Annotated in this window: 20 protein-coding genes; 12 read left to right on the top strand and 8 right to left on the bottom strand. The window is 60.4% G+C overall.

Annotation, left to right across the window (positions count from 1 at the left end):
* Positions 1 to 32: 32 nt before the first annotated feature.
* The 5 genes from C9422_RS09510 to C9422_RS09530 all read left to right on the top strand — a co-directional run bounded on the left by C9422_RS09510 (position 33) and on the right by C9422_RS09530 (position 5,387).
* Positions 33 to 1,058, top strand: a complete 1,026-nt coding sequence (locus tag C9422_RS09510; RefSeq protein WP_116580462.1) for a LacI family DNA-binding transcriptional regulator — start codon at positions 33 to 35, stop codon at positions 1,056 to 1,058.
* A 166-nt stretch (positions 1,059 to 1,224) separates the two neighbouring features.
* Entirely contained in the window at positions 1,225 to 2,007 is a 783-nt protein-coding gene (locus C9422_RS09515; protein WP_116580463.1) for a sugar phosphate isomerase/epimerase, read from the top strand.
* On the top strand, positions 2,000 to 2,986 hold the full coding sequence (locus C9422_RS09520) for a sugar kinase (protein WP_116580464.1): 987 nt from the start codon (positions 2,000 to 2,002) through the stop codon (positions 2,984 to 2,986). Before C9422_RS09515 ends, C9422_RS09520 begins: the two co-directional genes overlap by 8 nt.
* A 103-nt stretch (positions 2,987 to 3,089) precedes the next feature.
* The gene (locus C9422_RS09525; protein WP_007970960.1) at positions 3,090 to 4,388 is read left to right on the top strand and encodes an MFS transporter; all 1,299 of its coding nucleotides are present in this window, start codon (positions 3,090 to 3,092) and stop codon (positions 4,386 to 4,388) included.
* A gap of 21 nt (positions 4,389 to 4,409) precedes the next feature.
* Positions 4,410 to 5,387, top strand: coding sequence for a D-glycerate dehydrogenase (locus C9422_RS09530; protein WP_116580465.1), 978 nt, complete (start codon positions 4,410 to 4,412; stop codon positions 5,385 to 5,387).
* A 51-nt stretch (positions 5,388 to 5,438) separates the two neighbouring features.
* Here C9422_RS09530 and C9422_RS09535 read toward each other — a convergent pair whose 3' ends face one another.
* From C9422_RS09535 to C9422_RS09550, 3 genes are all read right to left on the bottom strand, one after another.
* Positions 5,439 to 6,626: a pyridoxal phosphate-dependent aminotransferase gene (locus tag C9422_RS09535; RefSeq protein WP_116580466.1), complete on the bottom strand. Its 1,188-nt coding sequence runs from the start codon at positions 6,624 to 6,626 to the stop codon at positions 5,439 to 5,441.
* 210 nt (positions 6,627 to 6,836) lie between these two features.
* A complete protein-coding gene (locus C9422_RS09540; RefSeq protein WP_116580467.1) occupies positions 6,837 to 7,979 on the bottom strand; it encodes a glycerate kinase in 1,143 nt (380 codons plus the stop codon).
* A 196-nt stretch (positions 7,980 to 8,175) separates the two neighbouring features.
* Positions 8,176 to 9,300: a sugar diacid recognition domain-containing protein gene (locus C9422_RS09550; protein ID WP_116580468.1), complete on the bottom strand. Its 1,125-nt coding sequence runs from the start codon at positions 9,298 to 9,300 to the stop codon at positions 8,176 to 8,178.
* A gap of 170 nt (positions 9,301 to 9,470) precedes the next feature.
* Here C9422_RS09550 and C9422_RS09555 point away from each other — a divergent pair, with 170 nt between their 5' ends.
* From C9422_RS09555 to rarD, 3 genes are all read left to right on the top strand, one after another.
* Positions 9,471 to 10,781: an MFS transporter gene (locus tag C9422_RS09555; protein WP_116580469.1), complete on the top strand. Its 1,311-nt coding sequence runs from the start codon at positions 9,471 to 9,473 to the stop codon at positions 10,779 to 10,781.
* Positions 10,782 to 10,965: 184 nt separating this feature from the next.
* The gene (locus C9422_RS09560) at positions 10,966 to 11,979 is read left to right on the top strand and encodes an aldo/keto reductase (protein WP_116580470.1); all 1,014 of its coding nucleotides are present in this window, start codon (positions 10,966 to 10,968) and stop codon (positions 11,977 to 11,979) included.
* A 197-nt stretch (positions 11,980 to 12,176) separates the two neighbouring features.
* Positions 12,177 to 13,058, top strand: coding sequence for an EamA family transporter RarD (gene rarD, locus C9422_RS09565; protein WP_007979058.1), 882 nt, complete (start codon positions 12,177 to 12,179; stop codon positions 13,056 to 13,058).
* A 126-nt stretch (positions 13,059 to 13,184) separates the two neighbouring features.
* Here the strand turns inward: rarD and hppD are convergent, their stop codons facing one another.
* The gene (gene hppD, locus C9422_RS09575) at positions 13,185 to 14,261 is read right to left on the bottom strand and encodes a 4-hydroxyphenylpyruvate dioxygenase (protein ID WP_007979060.1); all 1,077 of its coding nucleotides are present in this window, start codon (positions 14,259 to 14,261) and stop codon (positions 13,185 to 13,187) included.
* Positions 14,262 to 14,511: 250 nt separating this feature from the next.
* A complete protein-coding gene (locus tag C9422_RS09580; RefSeq protein ID WP_116580471.1) occupies positions 14,512 to 15,456 on the bottom strand; it encodes a DMT family transporter in 945 nt (314 codons plus the stop codon).
* A 78-nt stretch (positions 15,457 to 15,534) separates the two neighbouring features.
* On the opposite strand from C9422_RS09580, the gene C9422_RS09585 reads away from it, so the two are divergent.
* The 3 genes from C9422_RS09585 (at position 15,535) to C9422_RS09595 (ending at position 18,648) form a co-directional block, all read left to right on the top strand.
* A complete protein-coding gene (locus C9422_RS09585) occupies positions 15,535 to 16,407 on the top strand; it encodes a LysR family transcriptional regulator (RefSeq protein ID WP_116580472.1) in 873 nt (290 codons plus the stop codon).
* Positions 16,408 to 16,519: 112 nt separating this feature from the next.
* Positions 16,520 to 18,052, top strand: a complete 1,533-nt coding sequence (locus tag C9422_RS09590; protein ID WP_116580473.1) for an EAL domain-containing protein — start codon at positions 16,520 to 16,522, stop codon at positions 18,050 to 18,052.
* A 233-nt stretch (positions 18,053 to 18,285) separates the two neighbouring features.
* Positions 18,286 to 18,648, top strand: coding sequence for a histone-like nucleoid-structuring protein, MvaT/MvaU family (locus C9422_RS09595; RefSeq protein WP_008065377.1), 363 nt, complete (start codon positions 18,286 to 18,288; stop codon positions 18,646 to 18,648).
* 163 nt (positions 18,649 to 18,811) lie between these two features.
* Here C9422_RS09595 and C9422_RS09600 read toward each other — a convergent pair whose 3' ends face one another.
* Positions 18,812 to 19,330, bottom strand: a complete 519-nt coding sequence (locus tag C9422_RS09600) for a DUF4946 domain-containing protein (RefSeq protein WP_116580474.1) — start codon at positions 19,328 to 19,330, stop codon at positions 18,812 to 18,814.
* A gap of 144 nt (positions 19,331 to 19,474) precedes the next feature.
* Here C9422_RS09600 and gloA point away from each other — a divergent pair, with 144 nt between their 5' ends.
* Positions 19,475 to 19,996 (top strand): lactoylglutathione lyase, encoded by a 522-nt coding sequence (gene gloA / locus C9422_RS09605; protein ID WP_116580475.1) that lies wholly within the window; start codon positions 19,475 to 19,477, stop codon positions 19,994 to 19,996.
* Positions 19,997 to 20,125: 129 nt separating this feature from the next.
* On the opposite strand, the gene ahpF is transcribed toward gloA, so the two are convergent.
* Both ahpF and ahpC read right to left on the bottom strand, forming a co-directional pair.
* Positions 20,126 to 21,688 carry an alkyl hydroperoxide reductase subunit F gene (gene ahpF, locus C9422_RS09610; RefSeq protein ID WP_116580476.1) on the bottom strand — a complete coding sequence of 521 codons (1,563 nt, stop codon included), beginning with the start codon at positions 21,686 to 21,688 and terminating at the stop codon, positions 20,126 to 20,128.
* Positions 21,689 to 21,827: 139 nt separating this feature from the next.
* Complete coding sequence (gene ahpC / locus C9422_RS09615; protein WP_007975937.1) at positions 21,828 to 22,391, bottom strand: alkyl hydroperoxide reductase subunit C; 564 nt, start codon at positions 22,389 to 22,391, stop codon at positions 21,828 to 21,830.
* Between the last annotated feature and the right edge of the window lie 54 nt (positions 22,392 to 22,445).

Raw genomic sequence — 22,445 nt, forward strand, 5'->3', positions numbered from 1 at the left:
ACCTTATAAATCCAATAAGAAGGTTTCAGACCGTGAACGATTTTTCCGCCGCCCAGCGCAGCCGCGTGACCATGCTCGACGTGGCCGAACACGCCAAGGTCTCCAAGGCCAGCGTTTCGCGGTTCATCGGCGAAGACCGCGCCCTTCTCTCCGATGCCATCGCCCAACGCATCGAGCAGGCGATTGCCGAACTGGGCTATCGCCCGAACCAGATGGCCCGCGGCCTGAAACGCGGGCGCACCCGCCTGATCGGCATGCTGGTGGCCGATATCCGCAACCCTTATTCAATTGCCGTGATGCACGGGGTGGAAACCGCTTGCCGTCAGCACGGCTATAGCCTGGTGGTGTGCAACACCGACCGCGACGACGAGCAAGAACGCCAGCACCTGGCCCTGCTGCGCTCGTACAACATCGAAGGCCTGATCGTGAACACCCTGGGTCATCACCGTGACGAATTGCACGAACTGCACCGGGAAATGCCCCTGGTGCTGGTGGACCGCAAGGTCGAGCACCTTGAGAGCGACATGGTCGGGCTGGACAATCCGGCAGCCGTTGAAATGGCCCTCGCGCATCTTGAAGAACGCGGCTACCGCGACGTGTTGATGGTGACCGAACCATTCGATGGCACCAGTTCACGGATCGAACGGGTCGGCAGTTTCAAGGCACAGATTGCCCTGCGTCCGGCCCTCCATGGCAGCCTCATCGAAACCGGCAGCGAACTGACCGCAAAACTTGCAACCTTCCTCGACACGCCCGGCCCCGGCCTGAAAGCGCTGTTTTGCGCGAACGGCATTGCGGCGCTGGCCTGCACCCATGCGTTGCGTGAACTCAAGTGCAACCTGTTCGAGGATGTGGGCTTGATCGCCCTCGATGACCTGGATTGGTATCCGTTGGTGGGTAGCGGGATAACCGCGCTGGCCCAGCCGACCACCGAGATTGGCGCCAGCGCGTTTGAGTGTCTGCTCAAGCGGCTGCGGGGGGATGACGGGGCGGTGCGGACGCTGGATTTTTCCGCGCGGTTGATTGTCAGGGGCTCAACCCTTGGAAATTCTCGGTGAATGTTCGGGCCTCTTCGCGGGCAAGCCCGCTCCCACGGTGATTTGTGTCGTTCACAAATTTTGTGTACCCCAGAGATCCTGTGGGAGCGGGCTTGCCCGCGATGGGGCCCTAAAGATCACCCTTTTTTTGAACAAAAATGAAACCGGTTTCAGAGGTAAAACAACAATGAACAAACCCGCCGTTTCCATCAGCCTCTCCAGCTACGGCGCCGACCTGGTACGCCAGCGCGGCCAAGGCAGTTTTATCGAAGTACTGGCCGCCGCCGGCGCCACGCGCATCGAGTGGCGCGAGGAATTGCTGACCGTTGAGGACCCCGCTCAACTGGCCAATGCCACTCAGGCGGAAGGCTTGGAGAGCGTGTATTCGTCGCCAATGGAACTCTGGTTGGCCGGACAATCCAGGCCCAATCCAGAACTGATCACCGCTCTGCAACGCGCCGAGGCGTTCGGTGCCAAATGGCTGAAAGTGTCCCTGGGCTATTTCACTGACAACTGCGACCTGCACGCCCTCGCCCGGCTGCTGGATGCCAGCCCCGTGCAGTTGCTGGTGGAAAACGACCAGACCCTGCACGGTGGCCGCATCGAACCCTTCCAGCGTTTTTTCACTGAAGTCGAGCAACACCACTTGCCGATCAAAATGACCTTCGATATCGGCAACTGGCACTGGCAGGACCAGTCTGCCGCCAGCGCCGCGCGCCTTCTCGGACGCCACGTCGGCTATGTGCACTGCAAAGCGGTTACGCGTCGCGCCGACGACAAGCTGGTCGCCATCCCGCCGACCGCCAGCGACTTGCAACAGTGGGAGCAGCTGCTGCAGCACATGGCCCAAGGTGTCATGCGGGCCGCGGAATATCCGCTGCAAGGCGATGACCTGGTGCAACTGACCCGCGAACACGTGGCGGCCCTCGCCCGCCTCGGCCAGTCGCAACGGGAGAATGCTCATGTCTGAGATCGATATTCTGTCCTTCGGCGAGACCATGGCAATGTTCGTCGCCGAGCAGGCTGGCGACCTGGCCAGCGTTGGCGCTTTCCACAAACGCATTGCCGGGGCTGACAGCAACGTCGCCATTGGCCTTTCCCGACTGGGCTTTAACGTGGCATGGCTGAGCCGTGTCGGTGCCGATTCGTTGGGCCGGTTCGTGGTCGACACCCTGGAAAAAGAAGGCCTGGATTGCCGCCACGTCGACATCGACACCGCCCACCCGACCGGGTTTCAACTCAAGTCCCGTACCGACGACGGCAGCGATCCGCTGGTCGAGTACTTCCGCCGTGGTTCGGCGGCCAGTCACCTGTCGCCGCAATCGATCGTGCCCGAGTTGCTCAAGGCCCGGCACCTGCACGCCACCGGCATTCCCCCGGCGCTGTCGGAGTCGGCGCGGCAGATGTCGTTCGAGTTGATGACCCGCATGCGCGAGGCCGGGCGCAGCGTGTCCTTCGACCCGAACCTGCGCCCGAGCCTGTGGGCCAGCGAACGACAAATGATCACCGAGATCAACCGCCTCGCCGCCCTCGCCCATTGGGTGCTGCCGGGCTTGAGCGAAGGTCGCTTGCTGAGCGGTTTCGAAGACCCGGCCGACATTGCCGCCTTCTACCTCGACCAGGGCGCCGAAGCCGTGGCGATCAAGCTTGGCCCGCACGGTGCTTACTACCGCACCCATCTTGATCAAGGTTTCGTCGCTGGCGTGCCGGTGGCCACGGTGGTCGATACGGTGGGCGCCGGCGATGGTTTTGCCGTCGGCATGATCAGCGCGCTGCTGGAAAACCACAGCTTTGCCGAGGCCGTGAAACGCGCCAACTGGACTGGCAGCCGTGCGGTGCAGAGCCGGGGGGATATGGAGGGGTTGCCTACCCGATCCGAAATGCTCAGCGAATTCGAGGCCGCCATCGCGAGCAAGCTCGCTCCCACAGGGGATTTATGTCGAACGTAGATCCAATGTGGGAGCGAGCTTGCTCGCGATGAGGCCAGTACAGGCACTGAAGATCCAACCGTTACCTGCTGCGACAAAAACAACAAGCTCAGGAGCACCACTCATGAAAACCGCAACGCTCGCCACCCGCCGCTGGTGGTACATCATGCCCATCGTGTTCATCACCTACAGCCTGGCGTATCTGGATCGCGCCAACTATGGGTTCGCCGCCGCGTCCGGCATGGCGGCGGACTTGATGATCACACCAGGCCTGTCGTCGATGCTCGGCGCGCTGTTCTTCCTCGGCTACTTTTTCTTCCAGGTGCCCGGCGCGATCTACGCGCAGAAACACAGTGTGAAGAAGCTGATTTTCGTCAGCCTGATCCTCTGGGGCAGCCTGGCGACCTTGACCGGGATTGTCTCCAATGCCTACTGGCTGATCGTCATTCGCTTCATGCTCGGCGTGGTCGAAGCGGCCGTGATGCCGGCGATGCTGATCTACCTGTGCCACTGGTTCACCCGCGCCGAACGCTCGCGGGCCAACACCTTCCTGATCCTCGGCAACCCGGTGACCATGCTCTGGATGTCGGTGGTCTCGGGCTACCTGGTGCAGCACTACAGCTGGCGCTGGATGTTCATCGTCGAGGGATTGCCGGCAGTGTTGTGGGCATTCATCTGGTGGCGCCTGGCCGATGATCGTCCGTCACAGGCCAAGTGGCTCAACGATCAGGAAAAGCAGGATCTGGAAAGCGCACTGGCCGCCGAACAGGTCGGCATCAAGGCCGTGAAGAACTACGCCGAAGCCTTCCGCTCTCCCAAAGTGATCATCCTGGCCCTGCAGTTTTTCTGCTGGAGCATTGGCGTGTACGGTTTCGTGTTGTGGCTGCCGTCGATCCTCAAGGCCGGCGCGCAGATGGATATGGTCCAGGCCGGCTGGCTGTCGGCGCTGCCGTACCTGGCGGCGGTGATCGGCATGCTGCTGGTGTCCTGGGGTTCGGACAAACTGCAAAAACGTAAACGTTTCGTCTGGCCGCCACTGCTGATTGCCTCGATCGCCTTCTATGGCTCCTACGCCCTGGGTGCCGAACACTTCTGGTGGTCCTACACCCTGCTGGTGATTGCCGGCGCCTGCATGTACGCGCCTTACGGCCCCTTCTTCGCGATCATCCCGGAGATCCTCCCGGCCAACGTCGCGGGCGGCGCCATGGCGCTGATCAACAGCATGGGCGCCCTTGGCTCGTTTGGCGGGTCCTATCTGGTCGGTTACCTGAACAGCTCCACCGGCTCGCCGGGCGCGTCGTACCTGTTGATGAGCGGCGCGTTGATGTTCTCGGTGGTACTGACGATTTTCCTCAAGCCCGGCGCCAGCGACCGGGAGCGGCCCTCGGCCACGTTAACGCGCGCCGCCACGGCACATTCCTGAACTGAAATCGAGATCTCGAAGATGAAAAAGCAGGTCGTCCTCTACAAGAAACTCTCGCCGCTATTGATGGCTCGCCTGCACGAGCAGGCCGAAGTGACGCTGATCGAAAACCTTGATGCCGAGGGCCTGGGCAAACTGCGCGATGCCCTGCCCCGCGCTCACGGTTTGCTCGGTGCCAGCCTGAAACTGGATGCCGAACTGCTCGACCTGGCGCCCGACCTTCAAGCCATTGCCAGCGTCTCGGTGGGCGTCGACAACTACGACATCGACTACCTCACCGAACGGCGAATCCTGCTGAGCAACACGCCGGATGTGCTCACCGAAACCACCGCCGACACGGGTTTTGCGCTGATCCTGGCGACTGCCCGACGGGTGGTGGAACTGGCGAATATGGTTCGCGCCGGCCAATGGCACCGCAACATCGGCCCTGCGCATTTCGGCAGCGACGTGCACGGCAAAACCCTGGGCATCATCGGCATGGGCCGTATTGGCGAGGCCCTCGCGCAGCGCGGGCATTGCGGGTTTGGCATGCCTGTGATCTACCACAGCCAGTCACCGAAACCGGCAGTGGAACAGCGGTTCAATGCGCACTATCGAAGCCTGCCGGAACTGTTGCAACAGGCCGATTTCGTTTGCCTGACGTTACCGCTGACCGCTGAAACCCAAGGGCTGATCGGCGCAGAGCAGTTCGCCCAGATGCGTCCGGAGACCATCTTCATCAATATTTCGCGGGGCAAAGTGGTGGACGAAGCGGCGCTGATCGACGCCTTGCGCACGGGTCGGATTCGCGCGGCGGGGCTGGACGTATTCGACCGCGAACCCTTGAATCAGGACTCGCCATTGCTGCAGTTGAACAACGTGGTGGCGACACCCCACATCGGCTCGGCCACCCATGAAACACGGGAGGCCATGGCCAGGTGCGCGGTGGACAACCTGTTGGCGGCACTGGCCGGTGAGCGGCCGGCCAATCTGGTGAACGCTCGAGCGTGGAAGGGCTGAGGTAGTCGGCGCCTGTCAGGCAGCCTTCGCGAGCACAGGCGACACAACCCTTCAGGCCCGCCGCACCTCCAGCAAATCCGTCGCACACAAAGCAATGCGCCGGCATGCATCAGCCAGCTTCATCTGATCCACCACCAGACCGATGCGGATATGCCCCGCCGCACTCGGCCCGAAAGCTTCACCGGCCAGCACCGACACGCCATAACCTTCCAGCAGTCGCTCGGCGAAGCGCTGGGCCGACAGCCCGGTCTGGCGCACATCGACCATCACGAACATTCCGCCGTCCGGGCGTATCGGCTTGAGCCCCGGGCATTGCCCCAGGCTTGCACACACCAGGTCGCGGCGCTGGCGATACTCTTCACGCATCGAGGCCACTTCCGGCAGGTCCCGGTCCAGCGCCAACTGCGCAGCGTTCTGCACGAAATCCGGAATGCCGAACAGCATGCTCAGCGACAAATTGACCAGGTGACCCGCCATGGGTTTGGGCCCGATCACCCAGCCCACCCGCCAACCGCTCATGGCGTGGGACTTGGACAGGCTGTTGATCGTCGCGGTGCGCTCGGCCATGCCCGGCAGACTCGCCGGACTGATGTGCTGGCCTTCGAACAGCAAGTCGCTGTAGACCTCGTCGCTGATCAGCCACAAATCGTGACGAATGCACAGCGCCGCCAGCTCCTGCCAGATGGCCAGTGGCAAACTGGCGCCGGATGGATTGTTCGGACTGTTGAGCAGTATGGCGCGTGTCCTGGGCGTGATCCGCGCCGCGACATCCAGCGGGTCGACGCGAAACCCGTTCTGCGGGCGCACGGGCACCGGGACCACGGTAGCCGCACACGCGCCGATCACGCCTTCATAGGTCACGTACATCGGCTCGGCGACAATCACTTCATCGCCCGGGTCGAGCAGGCACTGCGCCACCGAATACACCGCGCACTGCGCCCCCGGAAAGACGATCACATGTTCGCCATCCACCACCTGGCCGCTGCGTTGCCGATGCCGGCGGGCAATGCTGTCGCGCAGCCCTCGACTGCCGCGCACTTCAGGATAGTGCGTATCACCGGCCAACAGGCTGGCGATGGCGGCCTGGACAATGGGTTGCGGCGTATCGAAGTCGGGGTCGCCAATGGACAACAGCAGGACGTCGACGCCCTGTTCGCGCAAATGCAGCGCTCGATCGTGAATCTGCCAGGCCGCCGCTCCGTCACCGGCGATTCGTTGGGTCAAGGCTGAGTAGCGCATCTCGTTCTCCTGTCGCGCGGGTGCTCCAAGCCACAACCCTATCTCAAATCACGAAACGCGCCAGCATGGCGTTCAAATCCAGCCTCAAAATTGCCATCGGCGCTTTTTGTGGCGAGGGAGCTTGCTCCCGCTCGGTTGCGCAGCAACCGCCATTGAATGGGGCCGCTGCGCAGCCCAACGGGAGCAAGCTCCCTCGCCACAGAAAAACCCTCAGTCGCAGCGGACGGCCATCCGCCAGACACGCGCGATGTCGGTTGCCCGCTCACGCAGCAAGCGCGGCGCCTCGGCGCAGGCCTGTTCCAGGGTCATCGGCCCGCTTGCCAGGGCGAACGCAGCGTCAATGCCGTGCTCATAAAGCGCCTGGTACCCCTCGCCCAGCGTACCGGCGATGACGATGACCGGCACGTCGTGCTGCCCGGCGACACGCGCCACACCAAATGGCGTCTTGCCACGCAAGGTTTGCGCATCGAAACGCCCTTCGCCGGTGATCACCAGGTCGGCGCCTGCAACCGCCTCGGCCAGGCCCACCAGTTCGCCGACCACCTCGACCCCGGCCTTGAACTGCGCGCCCAGGAACGCCTTGGCGGCAAACCCCAGGCCACCCGCCGCGCCACTCCCCGGTTCGTCGCGAACGTCGTTGCGCAAAGCGACCGCGCAATGGTCGGCAAAGTGGCCCAGCGCCCGGTCCAGTTGTTCGACTTGCACGGGCGAGGCGCCCTTTTGCGGGCCGAAAATCGCCGAGGCGCCGTGGGGGCCGCACAGCGGGTTATTGACGTCGGCGGCGATGTCGAAGCGCACCTGTGCCAGACGCGGATCGATGTCGCTCAGGTCCACGCGGGCCAATTGCGCAAGGGCGAGTCCGCCCGGTGACAGGGTCTGTCCCTGAGCGTCGAGCAATTTAACGCCCAGGGCCTGCATGGCACCGGCGCCGCCGTCGTTGGTCGCGCTGCCGCCAATCGCCAGGATCACCCGTTGTGCACCGGCATCCAGTGCGGCACGGATCAATTGTCCGGTGCCGAAAGTACTGCTGATGCACGCGTCGCGCTGCGCCACCGGGACCAACTGCAAACCGCTGGCCTCGGCCATTTCGATGATTGCGGTATGGCTCTGCGGCAACCAGCCCCAGGCGGCCTCCACCATGGCCCCCAGCGGCCCGCGTACCAGAGTGCGACGCAGTTCGCCTTCGCACGCGGCCAGTATCGACTCGACAGTCCCTTCCCCGCCGTCGGCCATCGGGCATTTGATCAGTTGGGCATCAGGCCAGACCTGCGCCAATCCCAGGGCAATGGCGTCCGCCACGCCTTGAGCGCTGAGGCTGTCCTTGAACGAATCGGGGGCGATCACGATTTTCATGGGAATTCTCCAGTTCCAATGGCCACATGCTGCCAGCCGCCATGAACAATAACGCCGGTCCGCTGCACAAGCGGCAAAGAGGATTATTGTTCATTTCCACAAACCGGCATTCACACCGACCCCGTAGGAGCTGCCGCAGGCTGCGATCTTTTGATCTTGAAAAGCAAGATCAAAAGATCGCAGCCTGCGGTAGCTCCTACAGGGGGCCTGCTTCGGTTTGCGGGAGGAGCTGGACGCCGAGGTACAACGCGAGCATGCCATCGAGTCGCAGCGGGTCGACGCCGCTGAGCTCGGCAATCCGCTCCATGCGGTAACGCAGGCTGTTGCGATGAATGCCCAGCGCATCGGCGCAGGCCTGGCTCTGGCCGTCGTGTTCACACCAACTGCGCAGGGTTGCCAGCAACTGACCATTGCTGTCCTTGGCAATGACCTTGCGCAGCGGGTTGAGCAATTCGTCGAGGGCGTCGTCGTTGCGGTGGCGCCAGAGCATCACCGGCAACCGATAGCGGTTGAGCGTCAACAGCCGGGAGCGCGGCAACACTTCGCGCCCGTAGGCCAGCAAGTCACCTACCCGGCGATAGCAGCGACGCAACCCCGCCAGCCCATCGGCTTGCCCACCGACGGCAATGCGCAGGATGTTCCAGCCGAGGCCGTCAAGCTTTTCCAGCAAGCGCTCGTTCTCGACCGACTGACTGGCCGGCCGACACCAGAGCAACGAGGTTTTGGCCGAGCTGACGCACCAACTGTCCGGGTGGCGGGTGGTCAACCAGGCACTCAGTGCCTCGACGGTTTGCCCCGCAGCATGTTCCAGGCCCAGTTCGAACAGGTATGGCACCCGGGTCATTTGTGGCTTGAGGCCCAACTGCTGCGCTTCATCGATCAGCCGCGGAGAATCTCCGGCCTCGCTGAGCAGCAGCGCCAGCAGATCATCGCAGCGCTGGCGCCGCCATTGCTGTTCGGCCTGCTGGTTGCGCTGGCCTACCAGCATCTCGGCGGTCATGCGCACCAGTTCGGCATAGGTGCGCAGTTGCTCGGGTTCGCCGGTGATACCCAATACGCCGATCAGGCGCTGATCGAGCAACAGCGGCAGGTTGATGCCCGGCTGCACGCCCTTGAGATGAATCGCCGTCTGCGCATCGATCTCCACCACGCGGCCGTTGGCCAGGACCAGTTGCGCGCCTTCATGGCGGGTGTTGACCCGCTCCGGTTCGCCGCTGCCCAGGATCAGGCCCTGGCTGTCCATGACGTTGACGTTGTACGGCAGAATGGCCATCGCCCGGTCGACGATGTCCTGGGCCAGGTCGTGATCGAGTTCGAACATGCAAGTGATCCTTGAAGACGGTGGTGGAACGGGTTGTTCACCCGCACAGGCCTTGGTTGCAAACCCTGTGCTCAGGCACAAAGACAGCCACCCTGAGGGTGGTCGAGACTCTCTGGGCGATCAACGTTACCCTTTGCATCGCAAAAAATCATAATAAAGAGAGAGCCGCCATGACACAGAGCGCCGTAGCGTCCGAGGCCATCGCTGACGACAAAAACGCCGTCTACAAGCGCATCACCCTGCGTTTGATCCCCTTCATTTTCATCTGCTACCTGTTCAACTACCTCGACCGGGTCAACGTTGGATTTGCCAAGCTGCAGATGCTCGACGCGCTGAAGTTCAGCGAAACCGTGTACGGCCTGGGCGCCGGCATCTTCTTTATCGGTTACGTGCTGTGCGGCGTACCCAGCAACCTGGCCTTGACCAAATTCGGTCCACGGCGCTGGATCGCGCTGATGATGATCACCTGGGGCACGCTGTCGACCTGCCTGCTGTTCGTCACCACGCCGACCGAGTTCTATACCCTGCGCCTGTTCACCGGCGCCGCCGAAGCCGGGTTCTTCCCGGGCGTGGTGCTGTATCTCTCGCAGTGGTTCCCGACCTTCCGCCGTGGCCGCATCATGGCGCTGTTCATGTCGGCGATCCCGGTCTCCGGTCTGCTCGGCAGCCCCTTCTCCGGCTGGATTCTCAACCACTTCGCCGCAGGCCAGGGCGGTCTCGCCGGCTGGCAGTGGATGTTCCTGCTGCAAGGCATTCCGACCGTGATCCTCGGCGCGCTGGCTTACTTCCTGCTCAGTGACAGTTACGCCAATGCGAAATGGCTGACCCCGTTCGAGCGTTCGGTGCTGGAAGCCGACCACGCCGAAGACCTGGCCAACAAACCGAAAACCACGACTGATTCGCTGCTGGCAGTGTTCAAGAACCCGGCAATCTGGGCCTTCGGCCTGATCTACTTCTGCATCCAGAGCGGCGTGTACGCGATCAACTTCTGGCTGCCGTCGATCATCAAGAACCTGGGCTTCAGCGATAACCTGGTGATCGGCTGGCTCAGTGCGATTCCGTACCTGCTGGCGGCGGTGTTCATGCTGGTCGTGGGCCGCTCCGCGGACCTGCGCAAGGAGCGTCGCTGGCATCTGGTGGTGCCGATGCTGATGGGCGCGCTGGGGCTGCTGATCGCGGTGAACTTCGCCGCCAACCCGGCCATTGCGATTCTCGGCCTGACCATCGCCACCATGGGCGCCCTCACCGGCCTGCCGATGTTCTGGCCGGTGCCGACCGCCCTGCTCAGTGCCGGTGCAGCCGCCGGTGGCCTGGCGCTGATCAACTCGATGGGCCAGATGGCTGGTTTCCTCAGCCCGTACCTGGTGGGTTGGGTCAAGGACAGCACCGGTTCGACCGATGCGGCGCTGTACCTGCTGGCCGGGGTGATTGTCTGCGGCAGTCTGCTGGCGTTGCGCATGACTCGTACCCTGCGCGCCTGATCCCCACAAATCCAGTGTGGGAGCGGGCTTGCTCGCGAAGGCGGAGTGTCAGACAACAATATTGTCGACTGATCCACCGCCTTCGCGAGCAAGCCCGCTCCCACATTTGATTCGATTTGCGTTTGCTCCAGGGTGCAGTTCTGGTATCTGATTGAGCCTTTCCCACCGGTAAAAGGATTTGCTCATGAGCTATCGCACACTGGGTCATTCGGGTCTGCAGGTGTCCACCCTGACCCTGGGCACGATGATGTTCGGCGAACAGACCAGTACCGAAGATTCCCTGCGGATCATTGACAAGGCCTGGGACCAGGGCATCAATTTCATCGACACCGCCGACGTCTACACCAACGGCCATTCAGAGGAAATCGTCGGCGAGGCCATCGCCAGTCGCCGTCATGAATGGGTGCTGGCCACCAAGGTCGGTTTCGGTCCCGTGGACGGTGTTCCCAACCGCAGCGGTCTGAGCCGCAAGCATCTGTTCAACGGGATCGACGCCAGCCTGACGCGCCTGGGCACCGACTACCTCGACATCTACTACCTGCACCGTGAAGACCACAACACGCCGCTGGACGTCACGGTATCGGCCATCGGCGACTTGATTCGCCAGGGCAAGATCCGCTATTGGGGTCTGTCCAATTATCGTGGCTGGCGCATCGCCGAAGTGATTCGCGTGGCCGACAAGCTCGGCGTTGACCGGCCGGTGATCAGCCAGCCGCTGTACAACATCGTCAACCGCCAGGCTGAAACCGAGCAGATCACCGCTGCGCAAAACTACGGTCTGGGCGTGGTGCCCTACAGCCCGCTGGCGCGCGGAGTGCTCAGCGGCAAATACGCGCCGGATGTGAAACCGGACGCCAACAGCCGTGCCGGTCGCCAGGACAAACGCATCCTTGAGACTGAATGGCGCGTCGAATCCCTGCGCATCGCCCAGCAGATCCAGCAGTACACCCAGGAGCGCGGCGTCGGCATCGTCGAGTTCGCGATTGCCTGGGTGCTGAACAACAGCGCCGTGACCTCGGCCATTGTCGGGCCGCGTACCGAAGCGCAATGGGACGCCTACACTAAGGCGCAGGCGGTGAAGATCACGGCCGAGGACGAGGCGTTCATCGATTCGCTGGTGACACCGGGGCACCCGTCGACACCGGGGTTCAATGATGTGAGCCATTTTGTTTCGGGGCGTAAACCGCGCAATAGCTGATCAGCCCTTTCCCATGTGGGAGCGAGCTTGCTCGCGATAGCAGATTCACATTCAACATCAATGTTGGCTGGTGTACCGCTATCGCGAGCAAGCTCGCTCCCACAGGTTCCGTGTTGATTGATCGGTCAATATTCGCCTGAAAAAACACGTATCCTCTGCGCCCGTTTCACTCTCACTCAAAATCACGCGAGGACAGCTTGTCTAAAGGTATCGCTCTATCGGTTTCAGCCTCGGTGCTGTTTGCCGTCATGTATTACTACACGTCGCTGCTCACCCCCTTGAGCGGCGTGGAAATCTTCGGTTGGCGGATGCTGCTGACTGTGCCGTGCATGACCGTGTTCATGGTGGTGTCCGGTGAGTGGAAGCGTGTGCTGGAGATCGTACGGCGCGCCAAGGCCGATCCGAAGCTGATTGGCGCGCTGATCGCCTCCTCTGCCCTGCTCGGCGTGCAATTGTGGCTGTTCATGTGGGCGCCGCTCAACGGTTACAGCCTGGATGTATCCCTGGGTTATTTCCTGCTGCCGCTGACCATGGTGTTGACCGGGCGGATCGCCTATGGCGAACGCCTGTCGTACCTGCAAAAGGTCGCCGTGGTGTTCGCCTGCCTGGGCGTGGTCAACGAGGTGTATCAGGTTGGTGGTTTTTCCTGGGCGACCTTGCTGGTCTGCATTGGTTATCCGACTTACTTCGTTCTGCGCAAACGACTGGCAGCGGACAACCTCGGCGGCTTGTGGCTGGACATGGCGTTGACGCTGCCCGTGGCCTTCTGGTTCGTTCAGAGCGGTGCACAGGGTTTTGGCGTGTTTGACCAGCATCCATGGTTGTCGCTGTTGATCCCGCTGCTCGGTGTGATCAGTGCTTCAGCGCTGGTGGTCTACATCATTGCCAGTCGCCTGCTGCCGTTCAGCCTGTTCGGCTTGTTGAGCTACGTCGAACCGGTGTTGCTGCTGGGCGTGGCGCTGCTGCTGGGAGAGAGTATCAAGGCCGGCGAATGGCTGACCTATATCCCGATCTGGATGGCGGTGCTGGTGCTGGTGTTTGAAGGGTTCAAGCATTTGGTGCGACAGCGCAGGCCTTAACCACCGACACAAAACAATGTGGGAGCGAGCTTGCTCGCGATAGCGGTTGTACATTCAACATCAATGTTGACTGACACACCGCCATCGCGAGCAAGCTCGCTCCCACAGTTTTATCGGTGTAATGGTTTAGTCCGTGGACAACACGCCACGACGAACCTGGTCACGCTCGATGGATTCGAACAGCGCCTTGAAGTTGCCTTCGCCGAAACCGTCGTCGCCCTTGCGCTGGATGAACTCGAAGAACACCGGCCCCATCAGGGTTTCCGAGAAGATCTGCAACAGCAGACGCTTGTCGCCCGACTCGGACGAACCGTCCAGCAGGATGCCACGTGCCTGCAGTTCGCCCACCGGCTCGCCGTGGTTCGGCAAACGACCTTCGAGCATTTCGTAGTAGGTGTCCGGTGGTGCGGTCATGAAGCGCATGCCGATGCTCTTCAGGTGATCCCAGGTCTTGAGCAGGTCATCGGACAGGAAGGCAACGTGCTGGATGCCCTCGCCGTTGAACTGCATCAGGAACTCTTCGATCTGCCCGGCGCCCTTGGACGATTCTTCGTTCAACGGGATGCGGATCATGCCATCGGGTGCGGTCATGGCCTTGGAGGTCAGGCCGGTGTACTCGCCCTTGATGTCGAAGTAGCGGATTTCGCGGAAGTTGAACAGCTTCTCGTAGAAGTTGGCCCAGTAGGCCATGCGACCGCGATACACGTTATGGGTCAGGTGATCGATGATCTTCAGGCCGGCACCGACCGGGTGGCGGTCAACGCCTTCGATGAACACGAAGTCGATGTCATAGATCGAGCTGCCTTCACCGAAACGGTCGATCAGGTACAGCGGTGCACCGCCGATGCCTTTGATCGCCGGCAGGTTCAGCTCCATCGGGCCGGTCTCGATGTGGATCGGCTGGGCGCCGAGTTCCAGGGCACGCTTGTAGGCTTTCTGCGAATCCTTGACGCGGAAGGCCATGCCGCACACCGACGGGCCGTGCTCGGCCGCAAAGTACGAGGCCACGCTGTGAGGTTCGTTGTTGAGGATCAGGTTGATCGCACCCTGACGATACAGGTGCACGTCCTTGGAGCGGTGGGTCGCCACCTTGGTGAAGCCCATGATCTCGAAGATCGGCTCCAGGGTGTTCGGGGTCGGCGATGCGAGCTCGATGAATTCAAAGCCCATCAGGCCCATCGGGTTTTCGTATAAATCTGCCATGGTTGGCGCCTCATCATTTTTTATCAATTAACTAAGGTTAGTTGTAAGCAATGCTGAGACCGCTGGGTGGCGCACAGGAGATGCCCCGCACGCTGCGGGCGAGAAAATCACCGTAGATCAGTTGAAACCCGAATATCTTCATTATCGACCCAAGGCTCTTGCGGGCGAGGCTTCTGCTGCCAGAAGACGATTATTATTGTATGCGTAACCTGATTCTACACAGCGTAAATCGTTTTGTCCGCCTTCTGTATCAAATCCCCTTTTTCCTTACCCGCGCAAGGGGTTTGTTGCAGAGGAAAATCCCCGCCAGTATCAACCCGCCACCCAGGCACATGGCCAGCGTCAAGGGCTCATCGAGCAACAGCGCCCCCAGGATCACCGCGGTCAACGGGTTCAAGGCAATGAACACCCCGGAACGCATCGCACCGATTGTGCGGATGCCGTCGTAATAGCCAATGTACGCCAGCGCCGAACCCAGCACGCCGAGGTACAAAAGGCTCAACCATTGCCGGGCATCCAGTTGGGCGATCGCAGTGACACTCACCTCGCCACGGACGATGCAAGTCATCCAGAGCATGACGGTGCCCAGCAGAATCGAACAGGTCACCGTTTGCACCGGTCCGAGGGTCAGGTTCAGCTCTCTGGAGCACAGCGAGTAGACACCCCAGCCGAGCACGCAGCCGAAAATCAGCAGATCGCCGACCCAGGCATCGGTACCGACGGCCAATAATTGCGGGTTGCGACTGACGATCACCATGCTCGCGCCCGCCATGCAGATCGCGATACCGACGACTTTTGCCCGGCTCAAACGCTCCTTGAACAGTAGCCAGGAAGCCAGGCCGATCACGGCCGGGTTCAGCGCCACGATCAAGGATGCCCGTGAAGCGTTGATGTAATGCATGCCATAAAAGAAGCACAGGTTGTAGAAGAAGATCCCGAAAAAGCCAAGCAATACCAATTGCAGCCATTGCCGGGCGCTGGGCCGGAGCAGCGGTATCCGCGCGATGCGTACAAACAGCAGTAATGCCACGCTGGCCAGTAAGAACCGCAGGCTGGCAGCCAGCAGCGGGCTGAGGCCATCAGCCAGAAAGCGTCCGGCAACGAAGGTGCCGCCCCACACCATGCTGACCCCCGCCAGTTTCAGATAGACAGGCAGATCCGAGGGTTTTGACAGGGTTTGCTCACAGATCGTCATAAGATTCCAAGGTCGGATAGCGGAGAGATGGGCTATCATTCGACTAATACTTAGTCATCGTAAAATGAGCAAACACTCATGACCCTCACTCAACTGGAGATTTTCTCCCTCGTGGCCGAACTCCACGGCTTCACGCCGGCGGCCAATCGCCTGGGCATTTCCCAATCGGCGGTGTCCCATGCCTTGAAGTCTTTGGAGCAGGAACTGGGGGTCGAGTTGTTGCGCCGGCATCAAACCCGGGTCGAGCCAAGCGATATTGGCCAGCAGTTGCTGCTGCGCGCCCGCGCGATGCTGGGCCTGGCCAACACCCTGCGCCAGGAAGCTGCCGATGCGCGGGGCATGAAACGCGGCACGCTGCGTATCGGCTCGTTCGGGCCGACTTCATCGATCAAATTGTTGCCGTTGATTCTGCAGCAGTACCGCGCAGCCCATCCCGGCATAGAAGTGCATATCGACGAAGGCCCAGACCGCCAGGTGCTGCAGTGGCTGGAGGAGCGACGCATCGACATCGGCTTTGTGGTGTTGCCCGAGGAGCGTTTCGACACGGTCGCGCTGATCGAAGACCAGATGGTCGCGCTGCTGCCCGCCGACCACCCGCTGGCGGCTCACGACAGCCTGAACCTGAAGGACCTGTGCGACTTCCCGTTTGTGCTGACCGAAGCCGGTTCTTCGGAGCTGGTTTCACGCCTGTTCACCGCGGCCCGACTGGCGCCCAACATCCGTTATCGCTGCTCGCAGCTGATGAGCACCCTGGATGTCGTCGCTCGTGGCGACGGGGTGACGGTAGTCGCCGAAGGTTCATTGCCCCCTCAATCAGACAGCCGCTATGTGAAAAAACCGCTGTCACCGACGGTGGTGCGCCAGGTCGGCCTGGCGGTACTCGATCGACGCCAGGCATCACCCGCGACGCTGGCCTTTATCAAACTGGCACAAAGCCTCGACCTGTGTTGAGCAGCGTAACCGCCTGGGGCCAACTATCATGGCCATTACCCAAACTCTTTATGGGAGGCGTATTGCCCTGCCAGTTGTTGAGAGCCTTACTTCTTCGTGACGGGATTCGCGAATGCCGCTGAAAGCCAAAACCCGCAGTCGCAGCACGAAAATTGCTGTCACCCTGATCAGCGGATTGCTCCCGGTGCTGCTGGGGGCCATCATTCTTTACATGCAGGCAGGGCGTGCGCTCAAGCAAGACACCGAACAAACCGCCGAGGAAGCGGTTCGTCAGTTCGACTTGATGCTCGACAACGCCGCTCAGGCCGCTCGCGAACTGCTGCCGATGGCCGGCCAAAGTTGCGGCGAGGTCAATCTGGCGCTGCGCGAACAGGTCACCCGCCGCCCATTCGTGCGCTCGACCAGTCTGGTGTGGGATAACAACCTCTATTGCAGTTCGCTGTTCGGCGACTATCAGGAGACGGTCAGCCCCGGCGACTACACCCAGGGCGCTTTGTGGCTCATGAGCGGCAATCCGGTGACGCCCAACGCCTCGTTGCTGGTGTACCGCCTGAGCGAAGGACAAAAAGGTGCGCTGACGACCCTCTATGGTTATCACTTGGGCAACGTTCTGCGCTTGATCGGCCGCCAGACCTTGCTGGTGCTGCAGGTTGGCCCGCACTGGATGTCCGCCGATGGCAAGGTTCACACAGGTGCCGCGCCTGAACTACCCGTTGCGCAGAGTCGCTTGATTTCCGGACGCTATGCCTTTGCCGTGGAGGCAGGTTTCCCCAAAGGCGAAACCTGGCGATACATGAGCAGCGAGTATCCCCCCCTGTTCAGTCTGCTGATTTTCTTCGGCGTCATTGCCGGGTCAATTGGTCACTTCCTGCAAAAGCGCTCATCGGCCCCCACCCAGGAAATGCAACGGGCACTGGAAGCCGCAGAGTTCATTCCGTATTTCCAGCCCGTGGTGCATGGCGACAGCAACAGCTGGTCCGGTGCTGAAGTGCTGATGCGCTGGAAACATCCGAAGGAAGGCCTGGTGCGTCCGGACCTGTTCATCCCCTTTGCCGAGCACTCCGGACTGATCGTACCAATGACCCGTTCGCTCATGCGACAAACCGCCGCCCTGCTCGCGCCGCAATCCGCCGGATTCAACAAACCCTTTCACATTGGCATCAACATTACCGCCAGCCATTGCCAGGACCTGGACCTGGTCAAGGATTGCCGCGAGTTCCTCGATGCGTTCGAGCCAGGCTCGATCTACCTGGTACTGGAACTGACCGAACGCGAACTGATCGAGCCAACGGCGATCACCCTGCAACTGTTCGAGCAACTTCGCGAACTGGGCGTGAAGATCGCCATCGACGATTTCGGCACGGGTCATTCAAGCCTTGGCTACCTGCGGCAGTTCAATGTCGACTTCCTGAAAATAGACCAGAGTTTTGTCGCCATGATCGGCATCGACACCCTCTCCAGCCACATCCTCGACAGCATCATCGACCTGGCCGTCAAACTCGACCTTGCCCTGGTGGCCGAAGGTGTCGAAACCCCTGAGCAGAGTGATTACCTCAGCGCTCGCCAGGTCAACTTCCTGCAGGGTTATCTGTTCGGCAAACCCATGCCCGGCGCGGAATTCATTAGTGCATTAAGCGACCATTAACTCGAAAATTTAATCGACAAAACAACGACTACAGGCATAAATTTGAATCAAGACACTACTGCCGTTACATGAAGAAAAAGACAGGATTTACTCTTGGCCAATTAACTACTACAATTTTTCCTGCCTGCGCTAATTTGGCAGGTGAGCCACTATCACCGAGTCGCTTCAAGGCTCTTGGCTTATAGCTTTGTTTGCGGTTGGTATCAGCCAAACACACTATTGGAGTAAAGATATTGTCCAGACTCGCTGAATTTCGTGCAGCCGAAAAGGCCCTTCAAGAACAGCTCAAGCAGTTGGAATCCCTGAAGAACGATGCCGGGCTCAAGAAAGAAATCGAATTCGAAGAGAAGCTCCAGGGCTTGATGAAAACCTATGGCAAGAGCTTGCGCGACATCATCGCCATTCTCGATCCGAACCCGGCAAAATCCGGCCTGCAGCAAGCAGCACCGAAAACCCGCCGCGCTCGTGTGGTCAAGGTTTATCAGAACCCGCACACCGGCGAGCTGATTGAAACCAAGGGCGGCAATCACCGCGGCCTGAAAGCCTGGAAAGAACAGTACGGTGCAGCCACCGTTGATTCCTGGCTGCGCGGCTAACTCTCGCGGCGACAAAAAAGCCCTGCTTGTGCAGGGCTTTTTCATGGGCTTTCTAAATGCCCGCGGCGAGCACAAGACAACTAGCTGGCCGCCAACTACTTTGCGCTTAATCCATTTGGATATCTAAAATTTTTTTCATGCATCGAAAAAGCACTGTCGCCAACTAAAGTTTCAAGCTGTTACGGGCTGCGTCTATTTCATCCTGGCTCGCCTTAAAAGCCTCGGCCTGCCCTGCGTAGGAAAAAACATAGGCCTTATCGGCATCCACCGCTGCCACCAATGTTTGCGAAAGCACGTGCCGGCCGTTTTGCGTGACGGTGCAGGTTGTTTCCAGCGCAGCCAATCGACTCAAGGTAGCCGAATGAATTCGCGTACAAACACTTTGATACCCACCCTGAAAGAAGTCTTTTTGAACTGACTTGCGCATTTCCAGCAATACGCCTTCGAGGTTTACCTGATGATCGCTTTGCACCGGGCTCATGGTCAGTTCCATCACCAGGAGCGGCGATCCATCCTGATCATTTTTCACCGCCCGCTGGCGACTGACCCCCGACGCTGAGTCAGGGACGTCTTCGATCTGCCAGCCTTGCGGCCAGGTCACCACTGGCGCATCGGCACGCGCAGCGCCCGCCAGCGAAAACAGGCTCAGCAGGATAAACAGCAGGTTACGGAATCGAATCATTGCAATCGGCACTCACGGATCAAGCCGTAAAGTGTGGGCCCAGGCCGACTGTCAGGCAATAGCCGACTGTTTGGGTTTGGTGATGTCCGAACCCTTGCGTATCATTGTCACCATTCGTTAGCCCACATATTTCCCGGAGGGCCCATGAGCCTGCACGAATTGAACACCTTCCCCGGCGTCACCGCCCAACCGGACACCGCTACGCAGAAATTTGTCTTCAACCACACCATGCTGCGGGTCAAGGACATCACCAAGTCCCTGGACTTCTACACACGCGTCCTGGGTTTTACCCTGGTGGAAAAACGCGACTTCCCGGAAGCCGAGTTCAGCCTGTATTTCCTGGCGTTGGTCGACAAAAACCAGATCCCGGCCGATGCCGCCGCGCGCACCGAGTGGATGAAGTCGATCCCCGGCATTCTGGAACTGACCCACAACCACGGCACCGAGAACGACCCGGACTTCGCCTACCACAATGGCAACACCGATCCGCGCGGTTTCGGCCATATCTGCATTTCAGTGCCGGACATCGTCGCCGCCTGCGAGCGCTTTGAAGCGCTGGGCTGCGATTTCCAGAAACGCCTGAGCGATGGCCGCATGAAGAGCCTGGCATTCATCAAGGACCCGGACGCCTACTGGGTCGAGATCATTCAGCCGGCGCCGCTGTAAAATCAAAAGATCGCAGCCTTCGGCAGCTCCTACAGAGATCGGTGTAGGAGCTGCCGCAGGCTGCGATCTTTTGACCCAAACAAAAACCCCATGATCGCTCATGGGGTTTTGTGTTTTCAGCGTCGGGTTTTATGCCGGGGCGGACGTGCGAATCAAGTGATCGAAGGCGCTTAGCGAAGCCTTGGCGCCCTCGCCCACCGCGATCACGATCTGCTTGTACGGCACAGTGGTCACGTCGCCGGCGGCGAACACACCCGGCACCGACGTTTCACCGCGAGCATCGACTATGATCTCGCCACGGGGTGACAGCTCGATGGCGCCTTTGAGCCAATCGGTGTTGGGCAGCAAACCGATCTGCACAAAGATCCCTTCCAGCTCCACGCTGCGCACTTCGTCGCTCTGGCGATCCTTGTAACGCAGGCCGTTGACCTTCTGACCGTCGCCGGTGACTTCAGTGGTTTGCGCACTGGTGATCACGGTGACATTCGGCAGGCTGTGCAACTTACGCTGCAACACCGCATCGGCGCGCAACTGAACGTCGAACTCCAGCAGCGTGACGTGGGACACGATACCCGCCAGGTCGATGGCCGCTTCCACGCCGGAGTTACCGCCGCCAATCACTGCCACGCGCTTGCCCTTGAACAGCGGGCCGTCGCAGTGCGGGCAGTACGCCACGCCTTTGTTGCGGTATTCCTGCTCGCCCGGGACACTCATTTCACGCCACCGCGCTCCAGTCGCCAGAATCAAGGTCCTGGCTTTGAGCGTTGCACCGCTGGCGAAGTGAATCTGGTGCAGCTCGCCATTTTTGCCGGGCACCAGTTTGTCGGCACGCTGCAGATTCATGATGTCCACGTCGTACTGCTTGACGTGTTCTTCCAACGCCACGGCCAGTTTCGGCCCTTCGGTTTCCTGAACCGAAATGAAGTTTTCGATGGCCATGGTGTCCAGCACCTGACCACCAAAACGCTCGGCCGCGACACCGGTGCGAATGCCTTTGCGGGCCGCATAGATGGCCGCCGAAGCACCGGCCGGGCCACCGCCGACCACTAATACGTCAAAGGCTTCCTTGGCGCTGATTTTCTCGGCCTGACGCTCAATGCCACTGGTGTCGATCTTGGCGAGGATTTCTTCCAGGCCCATGCGGCCCTGACCAAAGTTCACACCATTGAGGTAGATGCTTGGGACTGCCATGATCTGGCGCTCATCGACTTCAGCCTGGAACAGTGCACCGTCGATAGCGACGTGGCGAATGTTCGGATTGAGCACCGCCATCAGGTTCAGCGCCTGGACCACGTCCGGGCAGTTCTGGCACGACAGCGAGAAGTAAGTCTCGAAGTTGAACTCGCCTTTGAGCGAGCGAATCTGTTCGATCACCTCGACACTGGCCTTGGACGGATGACCGCCGACCTGCAGCAAGGCCAGCACCAGCGAAGTGAATTCATGGCCCATCGGAATGCCGGCAAAACGCAGGCTGATGTCGGCTCCCGGGCGATTGATCGAGAACGATGGCTTGCGTGCATCATCACCGTTGTCGAGCAAAGTAATCTGGGTGGAAAGACTGGCAACGTCTTTCAACAGTTCGAGCATTTCCTGGGATTTCGCACCGTCGTCGAGGGAAGCAACGATCTCGATCGGCTGGGTGACCCGTTCCAGGTACGATTTCAACTGGGCTTTAAGATTGGTGTCCAACATACGGGCGATTTCCTTTTTGCTGTTTCATATAAAGCAGGCATAAAAAAACGCCCGAGCGAATCTCGCCCGGGCGTTTTTATTGGGCGGTGCAGCTTACCGAGTAGGTGCGGAGTTCCGCCCTGATGGATCGATCACAGACTTAGATCTTGCCGACCAGGTCCAGGGACGGCGCCAGAGTGGCCTCGCCTTCTTTCCACTTGGCAGGGCAAACCTGGCCCGGGTGAGCGGCGACGTACTGGGCTGCCTTGATCTTGCGCAGCAGCTCGGAAGCGTCACGGCCTACACCGCCGTCGTTCAGTTCAACGATCTTGATCTGGCCTTCCGGGTTGATCACGAAGGTGCCACGGTCAGCCAGGCCTGCTTCTTCGATCAGCACGTCGAAGTTGCGGGAGATGGCGTGGGTCGGGTCGCCGATCATGGTGTACTGGATTTTGCCGATGGCTGGCGAAGTGTTGTGCCAGGCAGCGTGGGCAAAGTGGGTGTCGGTGGAAACGCTGTAGATCTCGACGCCCAGCTTCTGGAAGGCGTCGTAGTTGTCAGCCAGGTCTTCCAGCTCGGTCGGGCAGACGAAGGTGAAGTCGGCCGGGTAGAAGAACACGACAGACCACTTGCCTTTCAGGTCAGCGTCCGAGACTTTTACGAAGTCGCCATTTTTGAATGCATCAGCTTTGAACGGTTTAACTTGGCTGTTGATGATAGGCATCGTTGACTCTCCGTCAGGGGTTAAGAAGTTGATGGAGAGAACTTTACCCACTCG

The organism is Pseudomonas sp. B1(2018), from assembly GCF_003097365.1.
Classification (GTDB): Bacteria; Pseudomonadota; Gammaproteobacteria; order Pseudomonadales; family Pseudomonadaceae; genus Aquipseudomonas; species Aquipseudomonas laurylsulfatiphila.

Excerpts from the sequence above, each read along its gene's own strand:
- C9422_RS09515 (WP_116580463.1), top strand. The coding sequence starts at position 1,225 with ATGAACAAACCCGCCGTTTCCATCAGCCTCTCCAGCTACGGCGCCGAC.
- C9422_RS09520 (WP_116580464.1), top strand. The coding sequence starts at position 2,000 with ATGTCTGAGATCGATATTCTGTCCTTCGGCGAGACCATGGCAATGTTC.
- C9422_RS09525 (WP_007970960.1), top strand. The coding sequence starts at position 3,090 with ATGAAAACCGCAACGCTCGCCACCCGCCGCTGGTGGTACATCATGCCC.
- C9422_RS09530 (WP_116580465.1), top strand. The coding sequence starts at position 4,410 with ATGAAAAAGCAGGTCGTCCTCTACAAGAAACTCTCGCCGCTATTGATG.
- C9422_RS09535 (WP_116580466.1), bottom strand. The coding sequence starts at position 6,626 with ATGCGCTACTCAGCCTTGACCCAACGAATCGCCGGTGACGGAGCGGCG.
- C9422_RS09540 (WP_116580467.1), bottom strand. The coding sequence starts at position 7,979 with ATGAAAATCGTGATCGCCCCCGATTCGTTCAAGGACAGCCTCAGCGCT.
- C9422_RS09550 (WP_116580468.1), bottom strand. The coding sequence starts at position 9,300 with ATGTTCGAACTCGATCACGACCTGGCCCAGGACATCGTCGACCGGGCG.
- C9422_RS09555 (WP_116580469.1), top strand. The coding sequence starts at position 9,471 with ATGACACAGAGCGCCGTAGCGTCCGAGGCCATCGCTGACGACAAAAAC.
- C9422_RS09560 (WP_116580470.1), top strand. The coding sequence starts at position 10,966 with ATGAGCTATCGCACACTGGGTCATTCGGGTCTGCAGGTGTCCACCCTG.
- hppD (WP_007979060.1), bottom strand. The coding sequence starts at position 14,261 with ATGGCAGATTTATACGAAAACCCGATGGGCCTGATGGGCTTTGAATTC.
- C9422_RS09580 (WP_116580471.1), bottom strand. The coding sequence starts at position 15,456 with ATGACGATCTGTGAGCAAACCCTGTCAAAACCCTCGGATCTGCCTGTC.
- C9422_RS09585 (WP_116580472.1), top strand. The coding sequence starts at position 15,535 with ATGACCCTCACTCAACTGGAGATTTTCTCCCTCGTGGCCGAACTCCAC.
- C9422_RS09590 (WP_116580473.1), top strand. The coding sequence starts at position 16,520 with ATGCCGCTGAAAGCCAAAACCCGCAGTCGCAGCACGAAAATTGCTGTC.
- C9422_RS09600 (WP_116580474.1), bottom strand. The coding sequence starts at position 19,330 with ATGATTCGATTCCGTAACCTGCTGTTTATCCTGCTGAGCCTGTTTTCG.
- gloA (WP_116580475.1), top strand. The coding sequence starts at position 19,475 with ATGAGCCTGCACGAATTGAACACCTTCCCCGGCGTCACCGCCCAACCG.
- ahpF (WP_116580476.1), bottom strand. The coding sequence starts at position 21,688 with ATGTTGGACACCAATCTTAAAGCCCAGTTGAAATCGTACCTGGAACGG.
- ahpC (WP_007975937.1), bottom strand. The coding sequence starts at position 22,391 with ATGCCTATCATCAACAGCCAAGTTAAACCGTTCAAAGCTGATGCATTC.